This is a genomic window from Archaeoglobus neptunius, from assembly GCF_016757965.1.
Classification (GTDB): Archaea; Halobacteriota; Archaeoglobi; order Archaeoglobales; family Archaeoglobaceae; genus Archaeoglobus; species Archaeoglobus neptunius.
The window spans coordinates 98074-122139 of the sequence record NZ_JAEKIW010000009.1 but is presented as its reverse complement, the minus strand read 5'-3'; the positions used below and the strand labels follow the sequence as shown (position 1 = coordinate 122139).

Here is a 24066-nt window from a genome sequence, read left to right as displayed (position 1 = left end):
CCTCCCAACAAACTTCTTTCCCACTACTCCCTAACAATCCCTCACTAACATACTATACCTAACCTATTGTTAGGTTAAAAGAATATAAATATTTCGGTCAGTTTTTAAGAGGTGCGTATCAATGAATTATATTGTGAAGTGCATCGTCTGTGGAAAGGAAATCGAGCGAGGAACGCTCTGTGGGAAATGCATGGTTGAGAAAGTTGAGCTGGCAAGAGTTAGAAATTTTGAGATACAGGTGTGCAGCACGTGCGGAGCGGTTAAGCAGGGAGCAAGATGGACATCGAGAAGTCTTGAAGGGGCTGTAGAAGAGATGGTCTTTAAAAACACCCTCATTTCTGATGAGTTTGATGTTAAAGACGTTTTGATAGATGTAAAATCAAAGATGATTGTATTCTCAGGTTACGTAAATGGAGAGTTCGTTTCCGTCTCTGCTCCATTAAAATACAGTATTAAAAAGCTGAGCTGTCCAAAATGCAGTAGAGAAAGCGGTGGATACTACGAGTCCATTGTTCAGGTCAGGGCGAATAACAGAGAACTCAGTGAAGATGAAATCAGTGGTGCGATGGAAGTTGTTGAAAACGTGATCAGAAAGAGCAAAGGTGATGAAAAGGCCTTCATTTCTAAAATTGAGCGGAAGAGGGAGGGACTGAATGTATATCTGGGAAGCAGAAAAATCGGGATGAAGATTGCAAAACTCATCAAAAGCAGGTTTGGCGGAGAAATAACTGAAAGCAAGAAACTCCATACAAAAATTGACGGCAGAGATGTATACAGATTCACATACTCTGTAAAAATCCCGGAGTACAGAGAAGGAGATGTTGTAGAGCTAAATGGAAAATTTGGTGTCGTCAAAAACGTTCAGAGTGGGAAAGCTATTGATATAATCACCGGAAAAACCATAAACCTGGACAAACACAGAGTTACAGCAAGAAAAGAGGATATGAAAGAGGGCGTGGTCGTGAACGTGGATGAGAGTGTTGCAGAAATAGTTTGCAGTGATGGAGACGTTATCACAACAGAAAGACCTTACGGTGCAGAAATAGGATCCGAAGTTAGGGTTTTTGAGAAAAAGGGGAGATTTTACGCATTTCTCAAAGACCTATGAAGGCCGTGAGGGTTCCAAAGGAGAGGGCGGAAGAGGTAAGAAAGCTGGCTGAAAAAAAAGGTGTGAAGGACAGGAGAAGAAGAATCCTTGCTGCTGGAGACTTTGTTGAAATCCCGATTATAGACGGGTCAGAAGACCTTTTTTCAGATTACGAAATTGTCGAGCAGGTTAACCCCGTTTTCAGCAGTAAGATGGATCTGAAGTCTGAACTTAAAGGCATCGTGCCGGAAGAGTTCATCCCAAGTAACTACAAGATTCTGGGAGACATTTTGATGGTCAAGCTGAAGGAGGAGGCGAGAAAATATTCCAGAACAATAGGTGAGGCACTTTTGAAGCTAAACCCAAGATGCAAGGCAGTATGGTGCGATTACGGCAGAGTTGGAATGCTGAGAAAACCAAGGGTCGAGCTAATAGCCGGTAATGGAAGCGAGACCCTGCACAGAGAGAACGGTTGCGTTTTCAAACTTGATGTCAGCAAGGTGATGTTCAGCCTTGGGAACCAGGCAGAGAGGATTAGGGTCGCAAAAATGGTCGATGAAGGTGAAATCGTGGTAGACATGTTTGCAGGGATAGGATACTTTTCAATACCAATTGCCATCCACTCCAGAGCTGAGAGGATATACTCAATTGAAATAAATCCCGATTCATACAGATATCTGATCGAGAATATCGGGCTGAATAACGTGAGGAATGTAATTCCGATACTCGGTGATTCGATGTTCGTCACTCCAGAAAAGGTCGCCGACAGGGTTGTGATGGGGCATATCTACTGCCAGGACTTCCTGCCGGCTGCGGTAAGGGCAATAGATGGGAAGGGAGTCATTCACTACCACGAATCCACCCCGGAAGCCGTAATCGAGAGGCCGATTAGGAGAGTCGAGAAGGCATGCAGCAGAGCCGGCAGGAGATGCAGAATTCTAAACTTTAAAAAGGTTAAGAACTATTCTCCCGGAGTTTATCACGTTGTTGTGGATGTCGAGGTTTACTGAAGCTTCTCTGCCATTTCCTTGGCATGGTAGGTTATTATCAGATCCGCTCCAGCCCTTTTGATTGCTACCAGAATCTCGTAGATCACATCCCCGTTCAGCCATCCCTTTTCAATTGCAGCCTTTATCATGCTGTATTCCCCGCTAACGTTGTAGGCTGCGAGTGGAACGTTGAATCTATCTTTCGCCATTCGAATGATATCAAGATATGGCAGTGCTGGCTTAACCATTATAACGTCCGCACCCTCCTTTATGTCCAGCTCGATCTCTCTGAGTGCCTCCCTCGCATTGTGGATGTCCATCTGATACCCCTTCCTGTCACCGAACCTGTATCCACTCTCTGCGGCTTCTCTGAAAGGTGAGTAGAAGCCTGATGCATATTTTGCAGCATAGCTCATGATGGGAACCGTTTCGAAACCGGCGCTGTCAAGGGCTTTTCTTATCGCCCCAACCATTCCGTCCATCATACCTGACGGAGCCACGATGTCGGCTCCGGCTTCAGCATGACTCACTGCTATTCTGCCGAGAATGGGGAGAGTATCATCGTTCAGAATCTCCTCTCCACTCACCACACCGCAGTGGCCGTGAGTTGTGTATTCGCACAGACAGACATCTGTGATGACAACAGCATCGGGAAATTCGGCCTTTATTTTCCTCACAGTCCTCTGTATGACGCCATCTCTGTCGTGTGCGGAGGTTCCAAATTCATCCTTGTGTGACGGTACACCGAAGAGAATGAAACTCTCAAGACCGAGATCCAGGCATCCTTCAACTTCCCTCACGGCATCATCCACGGGAAGTCTGAAGTAACCCGGCATTGATTCTATCGGCTTTCTTTCCTTCAAATTTTCATCAACAAAAACGGGAACTATAAGGTTTTCAGGACCCAACCTCACTTCGCGGAATATCTTCCTTAGATTCGATTTTCTCAGTCTTCTCAGCCTTAGCTTCGGGAATTCTGCCATTACCATCACCAAAGAGATACCTTACCGCTTCAATAATATAGCTTTTCTCATTTCTTGCAGCCTCTCTCAGTCTGACTGTTGGCTCCCTGAGAAACTTCCTGATCAGAGATGATGCGAAATCCTCCAGCATCTCTTTTGCTGCATCGTCAAGCTTATACCTTGCAGACAGCCTGGAGTAAAGTTCCTCTATCTCCTCCCCGACATACTTTTCGGCAAGGGAATACATCGCAGCTATTGCTGCCTTCGCATTCATATCCTTTAAAAGCATCTTAAGCTGATCTAACTCCTCTCTTATTATTTGTTCCGCCTTCTCAACTTCACCAAGTCTTTTTTTCAGGTTCTCTTCGCTCACCTTCCTGAGATCGTCAATCGTGAGAAGTTCAACCCCATCAATATCGCCAACACCCTCCTCAACGTCTCTTGGAAGTGCGATATCTATTATCAGCAATCTGCTTTTCCTTCCCTTCATCGCCTTCTCAACATCCGACTTTTTAATGATCTTGTGCGGAGCGGAAGTGGCAGAAATCACAACATCACAGATCCGGAGATACTCTTCCAGCTTGTCAAACTTTACAGCTATCCCACCGATTTTCCTTGCAAGCTCTTCTGCTCTCTCGAATGTTCTGTTGGCGATTAACACTGCCTCAACTTCCTTACTAGCTATTGCTCTGGCCACCAGAGTTCCCATCTCCCCGGCACCAACTAGCAGAGCTTTTTTCCCCTTTAGCGTCCCGAGTATCCTCTCTGCCACATCGACAGCTGCGGAACCAATAGAAACCGATCCTCTGGAAATTTCTGTTTCTCTCCTGACCTTTCTCCCAACCTGAATCGCCTTGCTGAAAACTCTGTCCAGAATCTCTCCCGTCAATCCCTCCTTCCTGCAGAGATTGTGGTAATGCCTCACCTGACCGAGAATCTGCTCCTCCCCGACTATCATGGACTCTACGCCAGCAGCCACCCTCATGAGGTGAAGCAGACACTCATCTCCAAGCAGAATGTCTGCTTTACCTGCGATATCAAACCTGCTCACCAGCCCTCTCAGGCAGCTTTCCACATCCCCACCTGCCAGATACAGCTCAAATCTGTTGCACGTGAAGATGTAGGCATACTCTGAAACTCCACATTCTGAAATATAACTGTCCAAATCAGTCCTGACTTTAAGCCATAATTTTTCGATATCCTCCACATTTGCCTTTTTGTGAGAAATCGTTAAGCAGCCAATTTCCATCTTAACCTTTAAAATTTCACCATTGCTTTTTAAGTTTTTTATTCATGGCCGGATGTCGAAAAATAAACTTATTAATCCGGAAAATTTTTAAGGCGGTATTTGAAGGTGAGAAAGGTGGAGGCTCCCGAAACGGTTATACGAACATCACTCCCTTCAAATCGGGCAATGGTGTCGATTTCTTGAGTACCTTATCTATTGCTTTTGTAAAGTCCAGCATTGTAACCTTTGCCCTTTCTTCTCTTATTGCAAACATTCCGGCTTCGGTACATATTGCCTTAATGTCCGCTCCACTCGCCCCCTCTGTAACCCTTGCCAGCTCCTTGAAATCAACGTCATCGGCGAGCTTCATTTTTCTGGTGTGAATCCTGAATATCTGAATTCTGCCTTCAAAGGTTGGCATCGGAACCTCTATTATCCTGTCAAATCTCCCCGGCCTGAGGATGGCAGGATCCAGGATGTCTATTCTGTTTGTAGCCCCTATAACCTTAACTTCGCCCCTCGGATCAAATCCATCGAGCTCTGCAAGAAGCTGCATCATTGTTCTCTGAACCTCCCTGTCTCCGCTTGTATCGCTGTTTGTTCTTCTCGCAGCTATAGCATCGAGTTCATCGATAAATATTATTGAAGGTGATTTTTCCTTTGCAAGCTGGAAAACCTCCCTGACGAGCCTTGCACCTTCTCCGATATACTTCTGTACGAATTCGCTCCCCACAACTCGAATGAATGTCGCTCTGGTCTGATTCGCCACAGCCTTCGCCAGCAGAGTTTTTCCTGTCCCCGGAGGACCATAGAGAAGCACACCCTTCGGTGGCTCAATCCCTATTTCAACGAACAGTTCGGGTTTCAGCATTGGAAGTTCAACAGCCTCTCTTATTTCCTCAATCTGAACGTCCAGTCCACCTATATCTTCATAGCTCACTTCCGGCTTCTCCTCCACTTCAAACCCGTAGACCATCGGGTCTTTTGATGTTGGCAGCACATTGACGATTGCGAGTGTTTGCTGGTTTAACGCAACCCTGGCACCGGGTTTCAGTTCGTCCTCACTGACATACTGGGAGGCGTTTACAACAAACTTGGGTCCGGTTGAGCTTTTAACAACCACTCTTCCATCTTCCAGAACGTCTGAAACTACACCGACGAGTAAAGGAGGTGAGCGTAATCTTTCAATCTCACTTCTAAGCCTTCTAACTTCTCTCTCATATCTTATTCTTTCGCTTTCGATAAATCTCTTTTCATCTTCCAATCTGCGATAAAGCTCTCTAAGCTTGTAATAATCCTCCTCAAGCTTCTTCAGCTTCTCGATGAGGTATTGAATCTCATTATCGCCCATTTTTTCTACCTCTCCTTTATACACTATTTTTTGCCCTCTCCGTACCGTTTCGAGAGCCTCCAAATAACTATATACCGCTCATCATATAAGAATTTGTTGCTGGTGATTGAGATGAACTGCGAGATTTGCGGCAGAGAGATAAGGGGAAAGGGCTTTAAGATCGTTGTTGAGGGGAGTGAAGTGACAGTTTGCCCCTCATGCAAACAATACGGTAGCGAAAAGAGGCCGTCTGTAGCATCTCAGCAGGGTGCCAGAAGGGTTGTTTTGAAGAGGAAGAGGGGTTCTCCAAAAATTGAATTCCAGGACGAGCTCATAGAAGACTACCATCTGATAATAAAGCACGAAAGGGAGAAAAGAGGATGGAGTCAGGAACAGCTCGCCAAAAAGATTCAGGAAAAAGAATCTCTAATCAAAAAAATTGAGAATGCTGAGATCACGCCTGAACCCGAGGTTATCGAGAAACTGGAGAAGCTCTTCAATATAAAGCTCAGAGAGCAAATACCGGAGATAAAAATTGAGGGTAGGAGCAAAAGTCTGACACCGACACTCGGAGATATCGTCGTTGTCAAAAGAAAGAAGAAATAATTTAAACCGTGAAACGAAATAAAGCCATGCACAACTTCATATACATAACAGCCTCATCGAAGGAGGAGGCTGAGGGCATAGCAAGAGATCTGCTGGAAAAAAGACTGGCTGCATGTGTAAATATTTTCCCAATAAAGTCCTATTTCTGGTGGGAAGGCAAAATAGAAGGGGCACTGGAATGGGCGCTGATCGTGAAAACCAGATCAGAAAAATTTGCGGAGATCAGAGATGAGGTTAAAAAAATTCACAGTTACTCGGTGCCCTGTATATGTGCGATCCCGATTGAAAGGGGGCTGAAGGAGTTTCTTGAGTGGATCGATGAAACTGTAGAAGGATGAGGAGGGTTGCAACATACGGGGTAAGAAAGTTGATAGAGTACTCAGAAGAGCGATGGAAGATCCTGAAAGAAAAGAGGGAGAGAGCGAAGGAGATAATGGATTCTCTCTTCTCCTTTGGAATTGAGAGTATCGTCTATGGAAGTGTTGCGAGGGGAGATGTAACAGAAAAGAGCGATGTGGATATTTTCATTCCTCACAACATCCCCTCATACAAGGTTGAGATAGCCCTTGACGGTTTTGAAGTGCTGGAGAAGAGAATAATACAGGCAACACCAAATTACGCCATCAAGGGAGAATACGTTTTGTCCGACAACACCACCGTGAGCTTCCCACTGGTAAGAATGCGTGAGAGGGAAATGGACTTTTACAGATTCGGTGGTTGTATTGACTACAACGGAATTGTTGAGGACAGGAGGGTAGCAGGGGTTGACAAAAGGCTGGTTCTGATAATTCCCAATGAAAAAGGGCATAGAGAGGTGCCTTTAACCGACATGCATCCCAGCAGCGTGGCAAGAATGCTGGATGTTTCAATTGACATTGTCATGGAGAGGATAAGGGTACTCACACGCAGAAGAGAGGTCGGAAGAACCGGAATATTCCTCTGCGAAACCATAGCCCTAAACGAGTGCTTTGAATCTGCGCTGAAATCAATAGCATCCAGAAACCCGGCTGTAAGAAGGAGAATTGACTAATTATCTCTTGCAAGCCTGATAGCTTTCCTCAGAGTTAAGACGTAAACCACAAGCAGTGAAATCAGAACCACCAGCGATGCCAGAATTACTGCTGTGTAGTCATTCATAGTCCTCACCCCCCATCATTCTCTCACCAATTTCCGAAATTTTTGAATCCAGAAGAAAGTAGGCGATGTAAAGTAAAACAAAAGCCAGAATCATCAAGCCGAGAAGCATTCCCCTCTCCGCATCAAACCTCAGCTCTGAAGTGGTGGGATGCAGAACGGAGAGTTTAGCTGAAAAGTAACTTAAAGGCACCGTAACGAAGGCGAACAGAGAATAAATCGCAGAATACCTCGCCTTTATCGGGTAATCTTCGATGGAGGTTCTGAGGGCAAAATATGCTGCATAGGCAAACCAGAGTATCAAAACAAATGTTTCTCTTGGATCCCAGTTCCAGTAGCTACCCCAGGCCACCTTTGCCCATATCGAGCCGCTCACCAGTGCTGCTGTTATCATCGCGAAGCCAAACTTCGCTGAACTCAAGGCCTGAATATCCCTCCTGTAGTCTCCGGTTTTCAGGAAGATCGCAGAAAGAATGAATGTGACGGTAAAAGCAACGAAGGAGGAAATAGCAGCGGGAACGTGAAAGAATACAATTCTGTAGTTTTCCTGAATGTAATCAGAAACTACCGGTGGAAGGGTAAATGCCTTGATGACGCCATATAGAAGAATAATGAATCCAGCCGCAAATGCAAGAGCTGATGTCTTAATCCACATGATCTACTGCATTGCCCAAGTTTTTTTAACTTTTCCAGGCAACGGCAAAGTAGACTGTCGAAGCCAGTGCGGCTGCAACGGCACCTGACGGGAGAGTGAGGTAATAAGACGTCGCTATTCCGGCATACAGACTCACAAGGGCGATTACAAAGGTAATTGTGTACACGGAACCCGTGCTTTTTCCAAGAATCCTTGCGGCTGAAGACGGGGCAACGAAAATTGAAAATACGAGTATCGCTCCCACGGCTTTAAGAGCCGTGACCACTGACGCAGATATCAGGGCAATTAAAACAAAATCGTAAAAATAAACATTTATACCCGCAGCTTCTGCACCCAGAGGATCAAACGAGATGAAAAGAAACTTGTAATAGAGAAAAGATACCGTGATAACAATTAAAACGGTCGATACCGCCAGAATAACAAAATCTTCCTGCGTAAGTAAAAGAATGTCTCCGAAAAGAAACTGCCACGCATTCGCTGCTGAATTTCTTGTCATGGATATAAAGATGACCGCCACTGCCATTGAAAGAGAAAAAGCAGCTGCTATTCCTGTGTTCACATCTCCCCTTCTAGCAGCTCTGGCAGTAAGATACGCAGAAAATACCGCAGCAATCATCGCAAAAATAAAGTAGTGCACTCCAAAACCAATTGAGTTCAGGAATAGGGCCGCAGCCACCCCGGCAAGTGCCGAGTGTGCCGACCCCGCAACAAGGAAGGAGGCCCTTCTGAAAACTGTCAGAGACCCGGCTACTGCAGCATTAATGGATATCAGAACTGCGGCAATTATTGCTCTTAAAATCAGCTCATCCATGATAATCACCGTAAAGAGGATGTGTGTATCCTTCCTCACAGATCACAAGTGGAATTGAAGTGCCATAGGCCCTGACAATGTTTTTCTCTGAAAAGACTTCATTGGGCTTTCCTACGGCGACTATTCTCCTGTTAAGCAGAACAACTCTGTCAACGTCGTGCAGTATGGGATTAATGTTGTGAACCACCACGATCACGGTTTTTCCTTCCGATCGCATATTCCCCAACACCTGCACGATTTTCTCCTGTGAAGGTACATCCACACCGTTGAAGGGTTCGTCAAGCAGTATTATCTCAGGATTCGTTATCAGAGCTCTTGCTAGCATAATTCTCTGCTGCTGTCCTCCGCTCAGCTCGTTGAAGACCCTGTCTGCCATGCCCTCCATTCCAACCGTTGAGAGGATCCTCTTTACGGTTTCATCACTTACCTTTCTCCCTCTGGACAGGGCCGGAAGTTTCATAACCTGTGATACCGTAAGAGGAATATCCATTACAAGCTCTTCTCTCTGCGGGAGGTAGCTGATCCGGTCAATGAACCTGCTCCGTTCTCTGTACGCATCAAAGCCAAGAACCTCAACCCAGCCCTTCTCAGGCTTGAGCAGTCCCAGAACAAGCTTTAACATCGTACTCTTCCCGGCACCATTTGGCCCAAGAATGGCCACAAACTCGCCCCCATCTATCCTGAGGTTCAGGTTTTCAAGAACCCTTGTGCTATAGGAGAACGAGACTTCATGAAACTCAATGGCCTTCATACTCTCAACCTCACCACAGCAACAAGTAAGGCCTCAAAAACACACAGTACTGCAAGAATATATATCCAGAAACTGTTTTCTCCGCATTCTCCGCAGTTCTGGGTGTATGCAATTCTGGCAGCATTTGAAATGAGTACCGTATCATACGCTGCATCTCCCTGGGAAAATTTTACCCACACAATCTTGGCATTCGTCCCATCAACAAGCTCTTCAGCAAGCTCCTCTCCTTTTCCACCCTTCATAAACTCCGGAACAATTATTCCTGCGTACTTACCGCTTCGAAATCCTGCCCTCAAGTCCGTGATCTCCCTTGCACTTGCCGCAGCCGATCCTTCAGACATCAAAACTGCTGCAATGTTTATATCAAGAGCTCTGGCTATATAGCAAACACCGGGGACCATCGCTACATACATTTTCCCTCTCTCACTCTCAGCAATCTTCCGAGCTTCCCTTTTCGCCTCTTCAACCCGGCTGACAAATATTCTATAATTTTCATCAAACAGCATTTTTTTATCCGGATACAGTTCAGAGAGCCTTTTTTTCACGGCCCTGGCTATCCCTATTGCGTTTTCCGGAAGCATCCAGTAACCGTGCGGATTCTTCCTGAAACCCGGGAAATCATAGAGTTTCACATTATAATCGTCAAAGTCAAGAGTGTTGGTGAATTCTTTTGAAATTTTGGCTTCAAAATCAAAAAATCTTGAGTTCGCCAGAACTATCAGATCTGCATTTTTCAGCATTTCCACATCCTCAATCGACAGGCTGAAACCATGAGGATCGGAACCGGGAGGAAGAAGGCTCACAACCTCAAACCCATCCCCGGCTACAGCCTCAACGATTGGCTTGAAGTCAGATACGGTAACCACTATTGTCGACGCTCCAGCCGGGTGGATCAGAAATAAAAAAATTACAAATACAAAGATCGTGCTCCTCACTTATTCACCTCTGGGATTTTCTTGCCACATGGACAGATCTTCCTATCTCCGTACTTCGCTTCAATGGCCTCAATGAAACTCTTACCTGCCACCATTTCTATTCTCTCTGCCTCCCCACAAAACTCCTCGACCCCAATATCATCAAGCATGCACTCGATCAGTCTGTGCATCCTCACTGCCATTTTTGCCTCCTTTCTGCCTTCTTCATTCAAAATTAAACCTTTTTTTGGGACATACTGCCCATATCCGGCCTGAGATAACTCATTTAACAGCTTGTAGGCGGTAGATTTGGAAACTCCAAGCGATTCTGCTATTTGGGTTGGACCTACAACTGATATACCCTCCTCCAAAGCTGCATAAAGTGTTCTGAAAAGTGCTTCTGTTCTTAAACCGAACCTTGTTCGCACAATAAACAATCTTCCTACGCAATATATATCTATCGCCTGAGACACCAGAAAGCATGGCCAGAATTTATCGTGACGCAGATGCGGATTTAAAAGAGCTTGATGGCAAAACTGTTTGTATAATCGGATATGGCAGTCAGGGACATGCCCATGCACTGAACCTCAAGGACTCGGGTGTTGACGTGGTCGTGGGACTTCCAACGTGGGACAAGACAAGCTGGAAAAAGGCAGAGAAGGATGGGATGGTGATAAAAAGAGTTGAAGAGGCTGCAGAAGGTGCTGACGTTGTTGCAATGCTAATTCCGGATATGGTTCAGCCTAAAGTCTACAGAGAGCACATTGCCGATAAATTAAAGGAGGGTAGCCTTCTGATGTTTGCTCACGGATTCAACATCCATTACAACCAGATAGTACCTCCCGAATATGTCGATGTTGCGATGGTGGCTCCCAAGGGTCCCGGTCCTCTGGTCAGAAGAATGTACGTTGAAGGGAAAGGTGTCCCCTCTCTCGTCGCAGTGTATCAGGACTACACGGGAAAAGCACTGAAGGTTGCTCTGGCATACGCCAAGGGAATCGGAGCGACAAGAGCGGGAGTTATTGAAACAACCTTCAAGGAGGAGACCGAAACCGATCTCTTCGGTGAGCAAGTTGATCTGTGCGGTGGAGTGGCTGAGATGATAAAGATGTCATTCGAAACCCTTGTTGAGGCTGGATACCAACCCGAAATAGCCTACTTCGAGGTCCTGCACGAGCTGAAGCTAATTGTCGACCTCATCTATGAGGGTGGAATATACAATATGTGGAGTGCGGTAAGCGAAACTGCGAAATACGGGGGTATGACCAGAGGAAAGAGGATATTTACAGAGCAGACGAGGGAAGAGATGCGAAGAATACTGAGAGAGATTCAGAGCGGGGAGTTCGCACGGGAGTGGATTCTTGAGAATATGGCTGGCAGGCCAGTCTATAACAAGCTGCTAGAGATGGAGAAAAACCATCCGATAGAGAAAGTTGGCAAAGAACTCAGAGAAATGATGCCGTGGATCAAAAAATAAATCTTTCCAATTTTTAAAACTCAGTAAACCTCAGCCTTACCAACCAGTTCGTTCAAAAGGTTTTTGATAAACCTGCAGTTATGGGAGTTGATCATTGCCTCATTGGAGAAAATGTCTGTGGAGAACAGGGCAATGTTGTCTTTCCTTACACCGAAAACAACATTTTTCCCCGTTCTGAATGTTATATCACCAAGAAGAACTTTTGTGTTCCGGTTTCCGTTTAAAATTATCTCGCAATCCTCATTAAGCTCCATATGGTATGCATCCAGCAGCCTTATTACATCAACTCCCCTGAAATATTCAAGCCTGCCCCTCATTGCCGATGCGTTAAGATCCAAGATATCCCCAACAAACATCAGGCGCTCGGAAAAGTTAACAGGTACGTTTTCATTTCTGACGTGAAAGACCATTATTTTGCTCTTTGCGAGCCTCGATACTGACGGAATTTCCGCTATTTCCAGTGGTTTAAGGAAAAAAATTATCTCATACGAGAATTCAATTCTGCTCAGCTCAGCAATGGATCTGCCAACGCTGTCCGCATACTCCACGTGATAGTCGTTTATAAGACATTCTTCAAGTTCCTTGTATCTATACCACTCGGCATCCTCTGCAACTATAAGTACTGAGAGCATGGAGTATCATCCAAACATCGCTACAAATGCTTTTCCAAGTTCAGTCAGATATATGCTGAGGTTTTTGCCCTTCCTCTCAGTCACAACAAGACCGTCTTCTTCCAGACCGTTAAGATGATAGCTCATTCTGGCTCTTTGAGCCATGTACCTCTTCTGCTCCTCAAGTTTACCTTCTACGAGCTCAATAAGTCTGTTTATCGAATCTACCGATCCACCCTCCTTATCCAAAGCTCTGAGAATTTCAAGTTTGTCTTCATTAATCTGCTTTATGGGCGGAGTTTCAATCCGGGTTATCTCTGATCCGGATTTCATGTAGATATCACTTGAAGAAATCTGAGCTGAGATGAAGCAAGCGAGGCACATCAACTTGTCACTGTCAGTAATGTTGAAGAGAACAGTGTTACCCTTATCTACTTCGCTTCTTACTGTCTTCAGTATAACCTCAACTGCGCTGTAAACCCCGTCATCTTCAAGTTTCACCTCGCCAACATCCACGAGGGAACTCAGGGTTGTTTTCACCTCATCTACAGTCTTCTTAGCCTCTTCTTTGTCAAAAACCAAGTAAGCTTTGTGAATCGGATACCCGCTCATTTTCACACTATCTACAATATCACCCGCCTTGGATTCTACAGTTATGACATGCACGACACTTGCCATAGCGCTAAGAAACTTTTGTTGTTTAAAAAATTTTCTCTTATAGAGCAGCAGGCTTAGTACAAACAAATTTCTTTGTAAAAATAGCTTCAAAGCCATGCAAAGGTTCATCCCCAGTCTATGCCTGAGACCGGCACAATCGGCGCGGGCGATTAGTGACCGCGGGCTGAACGGCTCGCCGAAGCTCGCCGCTTACACCCCGGCCCTATCAACCCGGTCTTTTACCGGAGCCCTTAAAGGGCGGCTCTTTTCGGGGGCGGTTTCAGGCTTAGATGCTTTCAGCCTTTAACCGCATGGCGCGTAGCTGCCCGGCAGTGCCCTGCCGGACAACCGGTCAACCAGTGGCGCCGGAGGCTCGTTCCTCTCGTACTAGAGCCTCCTTCCCCTCAGCCGCCCGGACACCCCCGTTAGATAGCAACCGACCTGTCTCACGACGGTCTAAACCCAGCTCACGATCCCCTTTAATAGGCGAACAACCTCACCCTTGGCCGCTGCTGCACGGCCAGGATGGGGAGAGCCGACATCGAGGTAGCAAGCCCCCGGGTCGATATGTACTCTCGCCGGGGACAACACTGTTATCCCTGGGGTAGCTTTTCTGTCGTCACCCGGCCTCACCAAAAGGCCAGGGTGGTTCGCTAGGCCCGCCTTTCGGCTCGTGAACCCTTATTGTGCGGGTTCACGTCAGGCCGGCTTTTGCCCTTGCACTCTACGGCGGATTTCTGACCCGCCTGAGCCGACCTTTGGGCTCCCCCGATACCTTTTCGGGGGAGTGGCGCCCCACCCAAACTGCCCACCTACCGATGTCCCGGCATAGCCGGTTAGCTCCACAGCTGGAAGTGGGCGGTGTCTCATCGACGGCTCCACGGCCCCCGGAGAGGCCGCTTCGAAGCCTCCCGCCTACCCTGCGCACCCCCAGCTGTGAAGCAACGGCAGGCTGCAGTAAAGCTCCACAGGGTCTTCGCTTCCCAACGGGGGTCCCCAGACTCTTCACTGGGATGTCGGGTTCGCCGGCTTCCGGCCGGGGACAGTGGGGGAGTCGTTAATCCGTTCATGCAAGCCGCCAATTAAGCGGCAAGGTATTACGCTACCTTAAGAGGGTCATAGTTACCCCCGCCGTTTACGGGCCCTTCGCCCGGTTGTACCCGGGTTTCAGGTACCCGCACTGGGCAGGACTCAGGGGCTGTACTAACCCTTACGGGGTTGCAGCCCCCTGTGTTTTTAGTAAACAGTCGCTCCCCCCCTGTCACTGCGACCTGCGGCAGCTTGCACCACCGCAGGCACCCCTTCTACCGAAGATACGGGGCCAATTTGCCGAATTCCCTCGGCCGGAGTGTTCCGCCACGCCTTAGGCTGTTAACCCAGGGCACCTGTGTCGGTTCTCGGTACGGTCCACTGCCCCCCTTTTCACGGGCCCCAGGAGTCGGCCGGCTTACGCCATCACGCCTTCACCCCCTTCTCTCCATTACGGATCTCCGGGGGCTTCAGCGCTTGGACACCCTGGCAAAGGTGCCCGGCCTATCCCGAGGCGTCGGGTGCCTTAACGGCAACGGGCAGCGGTGCGGGAATATTAACCCGCTTCCCTTTTCCCCCGCGTCGAGTTACGAGCGGGGTTAGGACCGACTAACCCACGGCTGACGAACATTGCCGTGGAACCCTTGCCCTTCCGGCGGTCGGGATTCTCACCCGACTATGCTGCTACTACCGCCAGGATATTCGTTACCGACGGCTCCACCCGAGCTCACGCCTCAGGCTTCTGCGCCATCGGCACGCCCCCCTACCGGATCGCCTTTCGGCGCCCCGGGGTATCGGCGGCCGGCTTGAGCCCCGTCCATTTTCGGCGCCCCGAGTCTCGGCGGGTGAGCTGTTACGCACTCTTTAAAGGGTGGCTGCTTCTAAGCCTACCTCCCCGCTGTCTTCGACCCGGGACCTCCTTTATCGTTTACACTTAGCCGGCACTTAGGGGCCTTAACCCCGGTCTGGGTTGTCTCCCTCTCGGACATGGAGCTTACCCCCATGCCCTGACTCCGCCCATCTACGGCGGCGGTGGATTCGGAGTTTGACAGGAGGGCGAGGGTGTCACCCCCCGGATCCTCCTATCAGTGCTCTACCCCACCGCCAACCTCCGGACGGGTCATACTGCGGTATGTCTCGGGGGGAACCAGCTATCCCCGGGCTCGATTGGACTTTCACCCCTAGACGGGGGTCAGAGGAGCGATTTGCACATCAACACCCCTTCGGGCCTCCACGGCGCTTTCGCACCGCTTCACCCTGCCCCCGCCTAGATCGCCCGGCTTCGGGTCGTACGGCAGAGACTACGGGCGAGCACACCCCGCCCCTCGCAGAAGCTGCGGGCTGTCGGTTTCCCTCCGGCTTCGGAGTTTCACTCCTTAGCCTCGCCTCTGCCGTACACTCCCTGGCCCGTTCTTCAAAACGTACGCAGTGACTCCGGCATGTCCCGGCTCGTACTCGCACCTCTCGGTGCTTTCCTTCGCCGGGATTACCTTTCGAGCCACTGCTCACTATCCCCGGCCGATTTCAGGCTCTTTTCACTCCCCTTCTTGGGGTTCTTTTCAGCTTTCGGTCACCCTACTACTGCGCTATCGGACTCGGGACGTATTTAGCCTTGGGGGTTGATGACCCCCAGCTTCCCGCGAGAATTCCAACCCACGGTACTCAGGAGACCCCACCTTGTAACCGTGGAACTTACGCCTACGGGGCTCTCACCCTCTACGGCGGGCCGTTCCAGACCACTTCGGCTTCGCTCCACGGCATTAGGCAGGGTCCTGCTACACCACATCCATCCCGTGTTACCACGGGATGTTCGGTTTGGGCTGTGCCGCTTTCGGTCGCCCCTACTCACGGCATCGCGTTTGCTTTCTTTTCCTGCGGGTACACAGATGTTTCCTTTCCCCGCGTTCCCGCTCCCATGAGGGAGCGTCCCCGAAGGGACAGGATTGCCCATTCGGGAATCCCGGGTTCTAAGGCTCCATGCGCCTCCCCCGGGCTTTTCGCAGCTTGGCACGCCCTTCGTCGGCGCCCGAGCCGAGCCATCCACCGGCCGGGATAATCGCCGGTAGAGCCGGTCCCAGATTGCATCTGGGGACGAACCTCTGCACGGCTTCACCTGCCCATGAGGGCATCAACCCTTCCCCGACGACTTTCATCGCCGGGTGCACGAAATAATGGACTCGGCGGGATTTGAACCCGCGGCCTCCGCCTCGCAAAGGCGGCGCTCTCCCGCTGAGCTACGAGCCCATGGGCTTGTCAGCATATGAGCCCGGCAGGCGAGTAGACTGGAATGCACCTTTAGGAGGTGATCCAGCCGCAGATTCCCCTACGGCTACCTTGTTACGACTTAGCCCCCCTCGCGGACCCTGGGCTCGAGAGTGGCCAGAGACCACCCCCTCGCCCCTGGCCCACTCGGGTGGCTTGACGGGCGGTGTGTGCAAGGAGCAGGGACGTATTCACCGCGCCATTTTGAGGCGCGATTACTACGGATTCCAGGTTCACGAGGGCGAGTTGCAGCCCTCGATCCCAGGTTAGACCGGGTTTAGGGGATTACCTACCCCTTTCGGGGTCGGTACCCATTGTCCCGGCCATTGTAGCCCGCGTGTAGCCCGGGGGATTCGGGGCATACGGACCTGCCGTTGCCCGCACCTTCCTCCGGCTTAGCGCCGGCAGTCCCCCCAGTGTGCCCGGCATCCCCGAAGGGATCCGCTGGCAACTGGGGGCGCGGGTCTCGCTCGTTGCCTGACTTAACAGGATGCTTCACAGTACGAACTGACGGCGGCCATGCACCACCTCTCAGCTAGTCTGGTAAGGTCTTCAGCCCGACCTTCATCCCGCTGTCTCCCCCGGTAAGCTTCCCGGCGTTGAATCCAATTAAACCGCAGGCTCCACCCGTTGTAGTGCTCCCCCGCCAATTCCTTTAAGTTTCAGCCTTGCGGCCGTACTCCCCAGGCGGCGGACTTAACGGCTTCCCTCCGGCACCACCGAAGCTCGTAGCTTCGGTGACACCTAGTCCGCATCGTTTACAGCCAGGACTACCCGGGTATCTAATCCGGTTCGCTCCCCTGGCCTTCGTCCCTCACCGTCGGACCCGTTCCAGCCGGGCGCCTTCGCCACAGGTGGTCCTCCCGGGATTACAGGATTTCACCCCTACCCCGGGAATACCCCCGGCCTCTCCCGGTCCCTAGGCTGGCAGTATCCTCCGGCAGTCTGACGGTTGAGCCGCCAGATTTCCCGGGGGACTTACCAGCCCGGCTACGGACGCTTTAGGCCCAATAAAAGTGGCCGCCACTCGGGCCGCCGGTATTACCGCGGCGGCTGCCACCGGCCTTGCCCGGCCCTTGCTATGGGGTGCTTTTTAGGCACCCCGACAGCCCGCGCAATGCGCGAGCACTCCGGCTGACCCCGTCGCGGTTTCCCGCATTGCGGAGGTTTCGCGCCTGCTGCGCCCCGTAGGGCCTGGACCCGTGTCTCAGGGTCCATCTCCGGGCTCCCACTCTCATGGCCCGTACGGATCTTCGGCTTGGCGGGCCGTTACCCCGCCAACTACCTAATCCGCCGCAGACCCATCCTCGGGCGCTGAACGCTTTCGGAGATGGGACATTCCAGTACCCATCCCCTATGGGGTATTAGCCCCAGTTTCCCGGGGTTATCCCCCACCCGAGGGCAGGTTGTCCACGTGTTACTGAGCCGTCCGCCGGTGCTTGCATCCCCGAGGGGATACAAGCCCCTGGACTCGCATGGCTTAGTCCCAGCCGGATAGCAGCGGCCTCTGGCAGGATCAACCAGAATTGGCGGGGAGTGTAAAGCGGGTGAATACGTCCCTCGCCTGCCGGTTTGCTCTGCTGACAAGCCCACATCAGACCGCAAATTCTGCGGTCCTCCCTACATATACCGTGGGTAGGAAGGCTTCCCCTCATTCTGGGCTTACGCCCCATCGGGGCACTTGCCGGACCCACGGTTTCAAGCCCGTATTGGCAACATCTTTTTAGGTTTCTATGTTTATAAGGCTTTTGCTCAAGCCTTTCTGTCTCACGAGCCTGTGTTGTGAAATTAGTTGGAACTCATACGATATTTAAGACTTTTGGATGGCATGACGTTTGCTTATCCTGATTTTTCCTGTAAAATCAACTCGAGATACGACTCCCTTATTGCATCTCCTCTCCTGTATCCCAGACTCTCGGCAATGCTAAACAACTTTTGCTTTTCCATAATGTTGTCCGATTCCAGCTCAAATTCAACAAACCTGCCCAGACCCTCCACATCATCAATGCATATTATCGCATCCCCCAGCCTGTAGATTTTTCTCAGCTTTTTTACCTCCATAACTCTGGTAAATCCCAGCTTTTCCAGCAGCTTAAACGCCATATCAAAATCTTCAACCTTTAGCTTTATTTCCTCCCTGCTTTTGGTTTCAGAATCGATCTTTGGCCCTTTGTAAGTAATATTTATCCCCTCAACATCCTTCCTTATCCTGACAGCCTCGTCCGTTTCCCTGAAATCCCTGCACGGATGGTTGAAATACACGTCGTATTCATATTTCTCAATCACAAATTCTGCCATTTCACTTACTTTCTCTTCAACCCCTTCCCTGTACCTGAACTTAATCTCCACTTCCATCTCAATCTTTTTATATCCGCCCAGTGGGGCTTAAAAAGGTGGTGTTATGATATCGGATGGTGACTTTGTCAGACTAAGTTACACTGCAAAACTTGAGGACGGTACGGTAGTAGACACTACAGACGAGGAAGTTGCAAAGGAGCATGGAATCTACAACGAGAACGCCAGGTATGGGGATATTTATGCTGTCATAGGAGAAGGACACATCCTTCCTGGACTTGAAGAAGACGTAAAGGGCAAGGAAGTTGGTTACAAGGGTACAGTAGAAGTTCCTCCGGAAAAAGCATTCGGTGAATACAACCCCGATTACAAGGACACTTTCAGCATAAACAGATTCAAGGAAAGACCAGAAATAGGACAGAGAGTGAGAATCGGTGACAGAGTAGGAACGGTTGAGAGAATAGTGGGCAGAAGAGTAATAGTTGACTTCAACCACCCTCTCGCCGGAAAGAAGATTATTTTCGACTACGAAATCAAAGAGAAACTTGAAAAACCTGAAGACAAAATTAAAGCGCTATTTGTAATCCACACGGGAATAGACGTCAGGGACGTGAAGATCGAGGGCGAGAAGGCAATAATTGCCGTGTCTAGTGACGCCTACCTCAATCAGCTATTCCTTATAGGGAGGTACAGAGTTGTCAAAGAGATTTTCGAGCATACGGATGTAAAGGAAATTGAAATTGTCGAGAGATTCGAGCGTGAGCACGAAATGCTGAAACTCGGTGAGGAGCTGAAAGACGAACAGGATGAGGCGTCAGAGGAGGAGGCTTGATTCTCTCAACACAAATATTTTTTCAAAATAAATATTTAATTTGCAGTTAAAGTTCCGCTTACCAGATTGTTGCCTGGTTTTTCTAACTGCCTGAGTTTTTTACCTCCGGAATCTACCCCTCAGGCAGATCACCAAAAACTGACTCGTATAGCAGCTCTACAACATCCAGAATTCCCATATCCACCTTCCTGACCTTTGCAGCGTCCTCCAGCATCATATGGCAAAACGGGCAGGAAACTGCAAGCACATCGGCAGCAGTGAGAGACGCTTCATCGATTCTGCTCAGCGATGGGCGGTACTCTACATCCCTAACTATGTTCCCTCCTCCGGCACCACAGCACAGTGAATTCTCTCTGTTTCTAGGCATCTCCACTAGATCTATCCCCGGAATTGCCTTCAGAACTTCTCTTGGGGCGTCATAAATGCCGTTGTACCTGCCGAGATAGCACGGATCATGATACGTAACCCTCTTTTCAATCACACTTCTGAATCTCAGACTTGCCTCATTAATTGCCCTGAGGAATATCTCGGAGACGTGATAAACTTCCACATCGTAATAGTTCTTAAATGCGTTGTAACAGTGGGGAGAAGACACAATCACTTTCTTCACACCGTATTCCTCAAAAACCGCTTTATTTTCCTCGACCAGCAACTCAAAAAGCCCTTCTTCTCCAACAGCCTTTACATCGTTTCCACAGCACCCCTCCTCCCTTAAAATTGCAAAATTGATTCCCGCTGCTTCAAGAAGTTCTCCAGTTTTTCTCGCTACTTTGGCAATCCTGTCGTCGACAACGCTGCAACCGGCAAAGTAGAGATATTCGAAGTCCCCCTCGTCGACAAACCTGAATCTGTTTCCATGCCAACCCTTTTTTTTCGCCTTTCCCACCCCAAACGGGTTGCCAAATTTCAGAACGCTTTCCAGCATCTCTCTCAAATCTCCCGGAATCTTCCCAGCTTCTATCGTCTCGCTTCTGGCCTTAATTATAAGCTCAGTAATAGGTATTCCTCTCGGGCACCTGTCCTGGCAAACATGACAGGTCGTGCAGTTCCACAGCTCTTCGCTCCAGAACTTATCGCTATTTCCGATGTGATGAGCGATCAGCTTTCTTACATTCATAGTATACCGCATGCTGCATGAGGAGCTGCAAACAGCACACTGCATGCACACGGATAAAGAAACCATAATTGCTGTTACCTGCCCCAAATAAAATTCTAACGAATATATTTTTTATATTTTCCCCAAAATTTTATTCAGTTTCCTGACCACCTGCTTCATATCATCTTGATTTTCAAAATAGAGAGTTCTGACAGACAGAATGCCTGCACCCTTCAGTTTTATCAACTTTTTTTCCTCACAAACCTCAAAATCCTCTATTTCCCTCAGGTTTGTTTTGAATGGTCTGTAGTAAACATAGTCTCCCTCGATGTAGTAATGTCTCGGCTTTCCAAGCGTAATAATTGCGTACAGACTGACAAACAGGGCAAAAATGGCCGCAACTATTAGGGATTTCCCGATTTCTCCACCACTCAGAATCTTGTAGCCGGTATACCCAAACCCTGCCAGAATAATAACAAAAACAAAAATGATCCATTTTTTTCTGGATGCCGGATTGTTCAAGGCTCTGTAAGTCCAGATCAAGTTCCACACCTCCAGTCTGACAGATACCTTATCTGTTCTTCACTCATCCTGTCTATTTCAATGCCCATTGTCTCAAGTTTTATCCGTGCGACCTTTCTGTCTAGTTCATCGGGCATTCTGTAAACTTTATTCTCAAGCTTTTCCCAGCTCTCTGCAATGTATCTCGCAGCCAGAGCTTGATTTGCAAAGCTCATGTCCATAACCTCTATCGGATGACCATCAGCAGCTACAAGATTTACCAGCCTTCCCTCTGCCAGGAGGTACACTCTTTTATTGCCCAGGTCATATTCCGTTACGTACTTCCTTACTTCTCTCACATTCTTCGCCATTCTTTCAAGAGCGTTCAGATCAATCTCCACGTTGAAGTGCCCTGCATTTGCCAGTATTGCCCCGTCCTTCATCTTTTCAATGTGTTCCTCCCGGATTACATCTCTGTTGCCCGTGGCTGTAATGAAGATGTCACCGTATTCGGCCGCCCTATCCATAGTAGTAACCCTGAACCCATCCATAACAGCCTCAAGTGCCCTGACCTCATCTACCTCAGTCACCGTGACGTTGGCCCCCAGACCTCTGGCCCGAATCGCTATTCCCCTGCCACACCACCCGTATCCTGCAACAACCACATTTTTACCGGCGATTAACATGTTGGTGGACCTCAAAACACCATCGATTGCAGATTGACCTGTCCCATAGCGATTGTCAAATAGATACTTTGTGTAGGCATCGTTCACGGCGATTACGGGAAACTTGAGGATTCCATCTCTTTCCATAGCCCTTAACCTGACAACTCCTGTTGTCGTTTCCTCGCTCGCTCCCTTAATCTTCTCCGCATACCCTTCCATTTCCCCGTGCAGCAAAAAGATCAAATCGGCCCCATCATCGATTACAATATCAGGCTCAGCCAGTATAACATTCTTCAAGGCTTCATAGTATTCGTCAACACACATACCCCTCTTTGCATAGCAGGCAATCCCCATCTCTCTCAAAGCCTCTGCCACATCGTCCTGAGTGCTCATGGGATTGCATCCTGTGATTACAACCTCTGCCCCACCTTCAACAAGAGTTTTGACCAGCACAGCAGTTTTGGCCTCAACGTGAAGAGCCATTCCAACAGTAAATCCTTCAAGTGGCTTCTCCTTTCTGAATTCCTCCCTCACCTTCTCCAGAACCTTCATGTGCGTTTCTGCCCATCCGATTTTCGCAAATCCCTCCTTCATAGCAACCACTTTACTTCCTTACCACCTCATCCAACCTCTCCTCCAGCTCAGATAACCAGTCAATTTTTCCCGGTTTATAGTTTCTTCTTAACCCTGCATCTCCTCTAACGATGCCCTCAACAATGTCAGCCACATCATCCACCTTCAAATTGGTTGTATCCACTTCATAAACCTCCGGACAGCTTTCAAGAGCCTCTACAAGGATGACATCAAGAAGTTCAGCCTCAACATTTTCCATCACTTTCTCCTCGCTCCATCCCCTCTCCTCAAGTCGTTTCTTCAGCACAAGAGGATTGCACCTCAGCACCACCGTCAGATCTGGAGAAAGAAGATGAGATAAATGTCCCTCCACAATCCCGTCAAACCTCGTTTTCGAAAGCCTTTCAACATCAATCACCACCTCATCCCCTTCTTCATCGATGATGCTATCGTTCTTCCTTGCCAGCTCAATTACAGATTCAACTCTCAGCCCTCTCTTTTTAAGCTTCTCAGCTACTGCTGTTTTCCCCGTTCCCGGGGTGCCTGTCAGTGCTATCAACACCAAGCACCTCCTTAACCGCTTCAAGAAACATGTCGTTATCCTCCGGTTTACCCACAGTAACCCTGATGTGTCTGTCACACCCCACAAAATTCCTGCAGTCCCTCACGATTACACCCTTTTTCAGAAGCTCCTCGGCAAGATTATCCAGCGGAGATCTGAAAAACAGGAAGTTGGCCTGCGATGGGTGTACCTCAACCATTCCTTTCAGTTCCCGATAAACTCTCTCCCTCTCAAACCTTATCCTTTCAACACATTCCTGCATCCATTTCACATCGTCCAGAGCGGCAATAGCTGCTCTTTCAGCAGGAGTGGATACCGGAAATGGCGTTGAAGCTGCCCTGAAGGGTTCGAGTAACCAGTCCGGAAGTCTGGCATATCCAATCCGCAGATTTGCAAGACCAAAGGCCTTAGAAAAAGTACGTGCAATGACAACATTTTCAGCGTCAATGTCCATTTTCGAATCTGAAAACTCGATGTAGGCTTCATCAACAAACACAAGACCGTCTGTGCTTTCGGCTATTGCCCTAACAACCTCCTCCGACTCAGTATTGCCGGTGGGATTGTTGGGGCTGCAAACTATAACGATTTTCGTCTTTTTTGTTATGAAGTTCAGTACGGACTCGTCAATCCTAAAGTTCCTCCCTCTCTTTACAAGAACCTCTCTCCCGCATCTCAACCTCGTCAGAATGTGATAGTAAGGAAAAGTGGGTACTGGAATTAGAACTTCGTCACCTTTATCAATCAGGAGCGAAAAAATTGTTTCAAGAATTCCATCGATTCCTGTGGAGACCACAATTCTATCCTCTTCCCACCCTGTGTACTCCGACAACCTTTCCCTCAACTCACTGTAGCTGGGATCGGGGTAAATGTGCAGGTCCAAAAAACTGCGAAGAGCATTTATGGCCTTAGGACTCGGACCATAGGGATTTTCGTTTGAGGCCAGCTTTACAATCCTCTTAAGTCCATACTTTTTTCTAACTTCCTCGATACTCTTTCCCGGAACATACTGTGTGAGTTCTATGCAGTCCCGCAACAAACA

Annotated in this window: 23 protein-coding genes, 1 tRNA gene and 2 rRNA genes; 7 read left to right on the top strand and 19 right to left on the bottom strand. The window is 48.8% G+C overall.

The features are described from left to right. Positions 1-121 precede the first annotated feature (121 nt). Together JFQ59_RS08420 and JFQ59_RS08415 are read left to right on the top strand one after the other, a co-directional pair. The gene (locus tag JFQ59_RS08420; protein ID WP_202319974.1) at positions 122-1108 is read left to right on the top strand and encodes a 60S ribosomal export protein NMD3; all 987 of its coding nucleotides are present in this window, start codon (positions 122-124) and stop codon (positions 1106-1108) included. Then, complete coding sequence (locus tag JFQ59_RS08415; protein WP_202319973.1) at positions 1105-2097, top strand: class I SAM-dependent methyltransferase; 993 nt, start codon at positions 1105-1107, stop codon at positions 2095-2097. Before JFQ59_RS08420 ends, JFQ59_RS08415 begins: the two co-directional genes overlap by 4 nt. On the opposite strand, the gene hemB is transcribed toward JFQ59_RS08415, so the two are convergent. The 3 genes from hemB to pan all read right to left on the bottom strand — a co-directional run bounded on the left by hemB (position 2091) and on the right by pan (position 5617). Then, positions 2091-3059, bottom strand: coding sequence for a porphobilinogen synthase (gene hemB / locus JFQ59_RS08410; protein ID WP_202319993.1), 969 nt, complete (start codon positions 3057-3059; stop codon positions 2091-2093). The genes JFQ59_RS08415 and hemB overlap by 7 nt on opposite strands. Then, entirely contained in the window at positions 2974-4287 is a 1314-nt protein-coding gene (hemA, locus tag JFQ59_RS08405) for a glutamyl-tRNA reductase (protein ID WP_202319972.1), read from the bottom strand. Before hemA ends, hemB begins: the two co-directional genes overlap by 86 nt. 133 nt (positions 4288-4420) lie before the next feature. After that, positions 4421-5617, bottom strand: coding sequence for a proteasome-activating nucleotidase (pan, locus tag JFQ59_RS08400; protein WP_202319992.1), 1197 nt, complete (start codon positions 5615-5617; stop codon positions 4421-4423). Between the two features lie 102 nt (positions 5618-5719). On the opposite strand from pan, the gene JFQ59_RS08395 reads away from it, so the two are divergent. Genes JFQ59_RS08395 through JFQ59_RS08385 form a run of 3 tightly spaced genes read left to right on the top strand, consistent with a single transcriptional unit; the run spans position 5720 to position 7232 of the window. Then, complete coding sequence (locus JFQ59_RS08395) at positions 5720-6202, top strand: multiprotein bridging factor aMBF1 (protein ID WP_330999868.1); 483 nt, start codon at positions 5720-5722, stop codon at positions 6200-6202. A 26-nt stretch (positions 6203-6228) separates the two neighbouring features. Then, positions 6229-6540, top strand: a complete 312-nt coding sequence (cutA, locus tag JFQ59_RS08390; protein ID WP_202319971.1) for a divalent-cation tolerance protein CutA — start codon at positions 6229-6231, stop codon at positions 6538-6540. Continuing rightward, positions 6537-7232, top strand: coding sequence for a nucleotidyltransferase domain-containing protein (locus JFQ59_RS08385; RefSeq protein WP_202319970.1), 696 nt, complete (start codon positions 6537-6539; stop codon positions 7230-7232). Before cutA ends, JFQ59_RS08385 begins: the two co-directional genes overlap by 4 nt. A gap of 99 nt (positions 7233-7331) precedes the next feature. Here the strand turns inward: JFQ59_RS08385 and JFQ59_RS08380 are convergent, their stop codons facing one another. Genes JFQ59_RS08380 through JFQ59_RS08360 form a run of 5 tightly spaced genes read right to left on the bottom strand, consistent with a single transcriptional unit; the run spans position 7332 to position 10895 of the window. Continuing rightward, complete coding sequence (locus tag JFQ59_RS08380; protein WP_202319969.1) at positions 7332-7991, bottom strand: cytochrome c biogenesis protein; 660 nt, start codon at positions 7989-7991, stop codon at positions 7332-7334. Positions 7992-8016: 25 nt separating this feature from the next. Next, entirely contained in the window at positions 8017-8802 is a 786-nt protein-coding gene (locus JFQ59_RS08375; RefSeq protein ID WP_202319968.1) for a metal ABC transporter permease, read from the bottom strand. Further along, positions 8795-9553, bottom strand: coding sequence for a metal ABC transporter ATP-binding protein (locus JFQ59_RS08370; RefSeq protein ID WP_202319967.1), 759 nt, complete (start codon positions 9551-9553; stop codon positions 8795-8797). The genes JFQ59_RS08375 and JFQ59_RS08370 overlap by 8 nt, the downstream gene beginning before the upstream one ends. Then, on the bottom strand, positions 9550-10488 hold the full coding sequence (locus JFQ59_RS08365) for a metal ABC transporter solute-binding protein, Zn/Mn family (RefSeq protein WP_202319966.1): 939 nt from the start codon (positions 10486-10488) through the stop codon (positions 9550-9552). Before JFQ59_RS08365 ends, JFQ59_RS08370 begins: the two co-directional genes overlap by 4 nt. Then, positions 10485-10895, bottom strand: a complete 411-nt coding sequence (locus tag JFQ59_RS08360) for a metal-dependent transcriptional regulator (RefSeq protein WP_330999867.1) — start codon at positions 10893-10895, stop codon at positions 10485-10487. Before JFQ59_RS08360 ends, JFQ59_RS08365 begins: the two co-directional genes overlap by 4 nt. 53 nt (positions 10896-10948) lie before the next feature. On the opposite strand from JFQ59_RS08360, the gene ilvC reads away from it, so the two are divergent. Next, a complete protein-coding gene (gene ilvC, locus JFQ59_RS08355) occupies positions 10949-11944 on the top strand; it encodes a ketol-acid reductoisomerase (protein WP_202319964.1) in 996 nt (331 codons plus the stop codon). Between the two features lie 20 nt (positions 11945-11964). Here ilvC and JFQ59_RS08350 read toward each other — a convergent pair whose 3' ends face one another. From JFQ59_RS08350 to cyaB, 6 genes are all read right to left on the bottom strand, one after another. Then, positions 11965-12576 (bottom strand): hypothetical protein, encoded by a 612-nt coding sequence (locus JFQ59_RS08350; RefSeq protein WP_202319963.1) that lies wholly within the window; start codon positions 12574-12576, stop codon positions 11965-11967. Between the two features lie 6 nt (positions 12577-12582). Then, positions 12583-13233, bottom strand: a complete 651-nt coding sequence (locus tag JFQ59_RS08345) for an HFX_2341 family transcriptional regulator domain-containing protein (RefSeq protein WP_202319962.1) — start codon at positions 13231-13233, stop codon at positions 12583-12585. 132 nt (positions 13234-13365) lie between these two features. After that, positions 13366-16308 (bottom strand): 23S ribosomal RNA (locus JFQ59_RS08340). Positions 16309-16413: 105 nt separating this feature from the next. Continuing rightward, a tRNA-Ala gene (locus JFQ59_RS08335) sits at positions 16414-16485 on the bottom strand. A 53-nt stretch (positions 16486-16538) separates the two neighbouring features. Beyond that, positions 16539-18030: ribosomal RNA gene (locus tag JFQ59_RS08330) — 16S ribosomal RNA — on the bottom strand. Together the 16S and 23S rRNA genes with 1 tRNA gene alongside form the textbook arrangement of a ribosomal RNA operon. A 312-nt stretch (positions 18031-18342) precedes the next feature. Continuing rightward, a complete protein-coding gene (gene cyaB / locus JFQ59_RS08325) occupies positions 18343-18858 on the bottom strand; it encodes a class IV adenylate cyclase (RefSeq protein ID WP_202319961.1) in 516 nt (171 codons plus the stop codon). A gap of 46 nt (positions 18859-18904) precedes the next feature. Between cyaB and JFQ59_RS08320 the strand changes: the two genes are divergently transcribed. Then, entirely contained in the window at positions 18905-19630 is a 726-nt protein-coding gene (locus JFQ59_RS08320; RefSeq protein ID WP_202319960.1) for an FKBP-type peptidyl-prolyl cis-trans isomerase, read from the top strand. 112 nt (positions 19631-19742) lie between these two features. On the opposite strand, the gene JFQ59_RS08315 is transcribed toward JFQ59_RS08320, so the two are convergent. The 5 genes from JFQ59_RS08315 to hisC are packed head-to-tail and all read right to left on the bottom strand — an operon-like array spanning position 19743 to position 24063. Continuing rightward, positions 19743-20834, bottom strand: a complete 1092-nt coding sequence (locus tag JFQ59_RS08315; RefSeq protein ID WP_202319959.1) for a (Fe-S)-binding protein — start codon at positions 20832-20834, stop codon at positions 19743-19745. Positions 20835-20858: 24 nt separating this feature from the next. Beyond that, positions 20859-21269, bottom strand: coding sequence for a hypothetical protein (locus JFQ59_RS08310; RefSeq protein ID WP_202319958.1), 411 nt, complete (start codon positions 21267-21269; stop codon positions 20859-20861). Continuing rightward, positions 21266-22486, bottom strand: a complete 1221-nt coding sequence (ahcY, locus tag JFQ59_RS08305; RefSeq protein ID WP_202319957.1) for an adenosylhomocysteinase — start codon at positions 22484-22486, stop codon at positions 21266-21268. The genes JFQ59_RS08310 and ahcY overlap by 4 nt, the downstream gene beginning before the upstream one ends. A gap of 10 nt (positions 22487-22496) precedes the next feature. Then, the gene (locus JFQ59_RS08300; RefSeq protein ID WP_202319956.1) at positions 22497-23027 is read right to left on the bottom strand and encodes an adenylate kinase family protein; all 531 of its coding nucleotides are present in this window, start codon (positions 23025-23027) and stop codon (positions 22497-22499) included. Then, positions 22975-24063 (bottom strand): histidinol-phosphate transaminase, encoded by a 1089-nt coding sequence (gene hisC / locus JFQ59_RS08295; RefSeq protein ID WP_202319955.1) that lies wholly within the window; start codon positions 24061-24063, stop codon positions 22975-22977. The genes JFQ59_RS08300 and hisC overlap by 53 nt, the downstream gene beginning before the upstream one ends. Positions 24064-24066 lie beyond the last annotated feature (3 nt).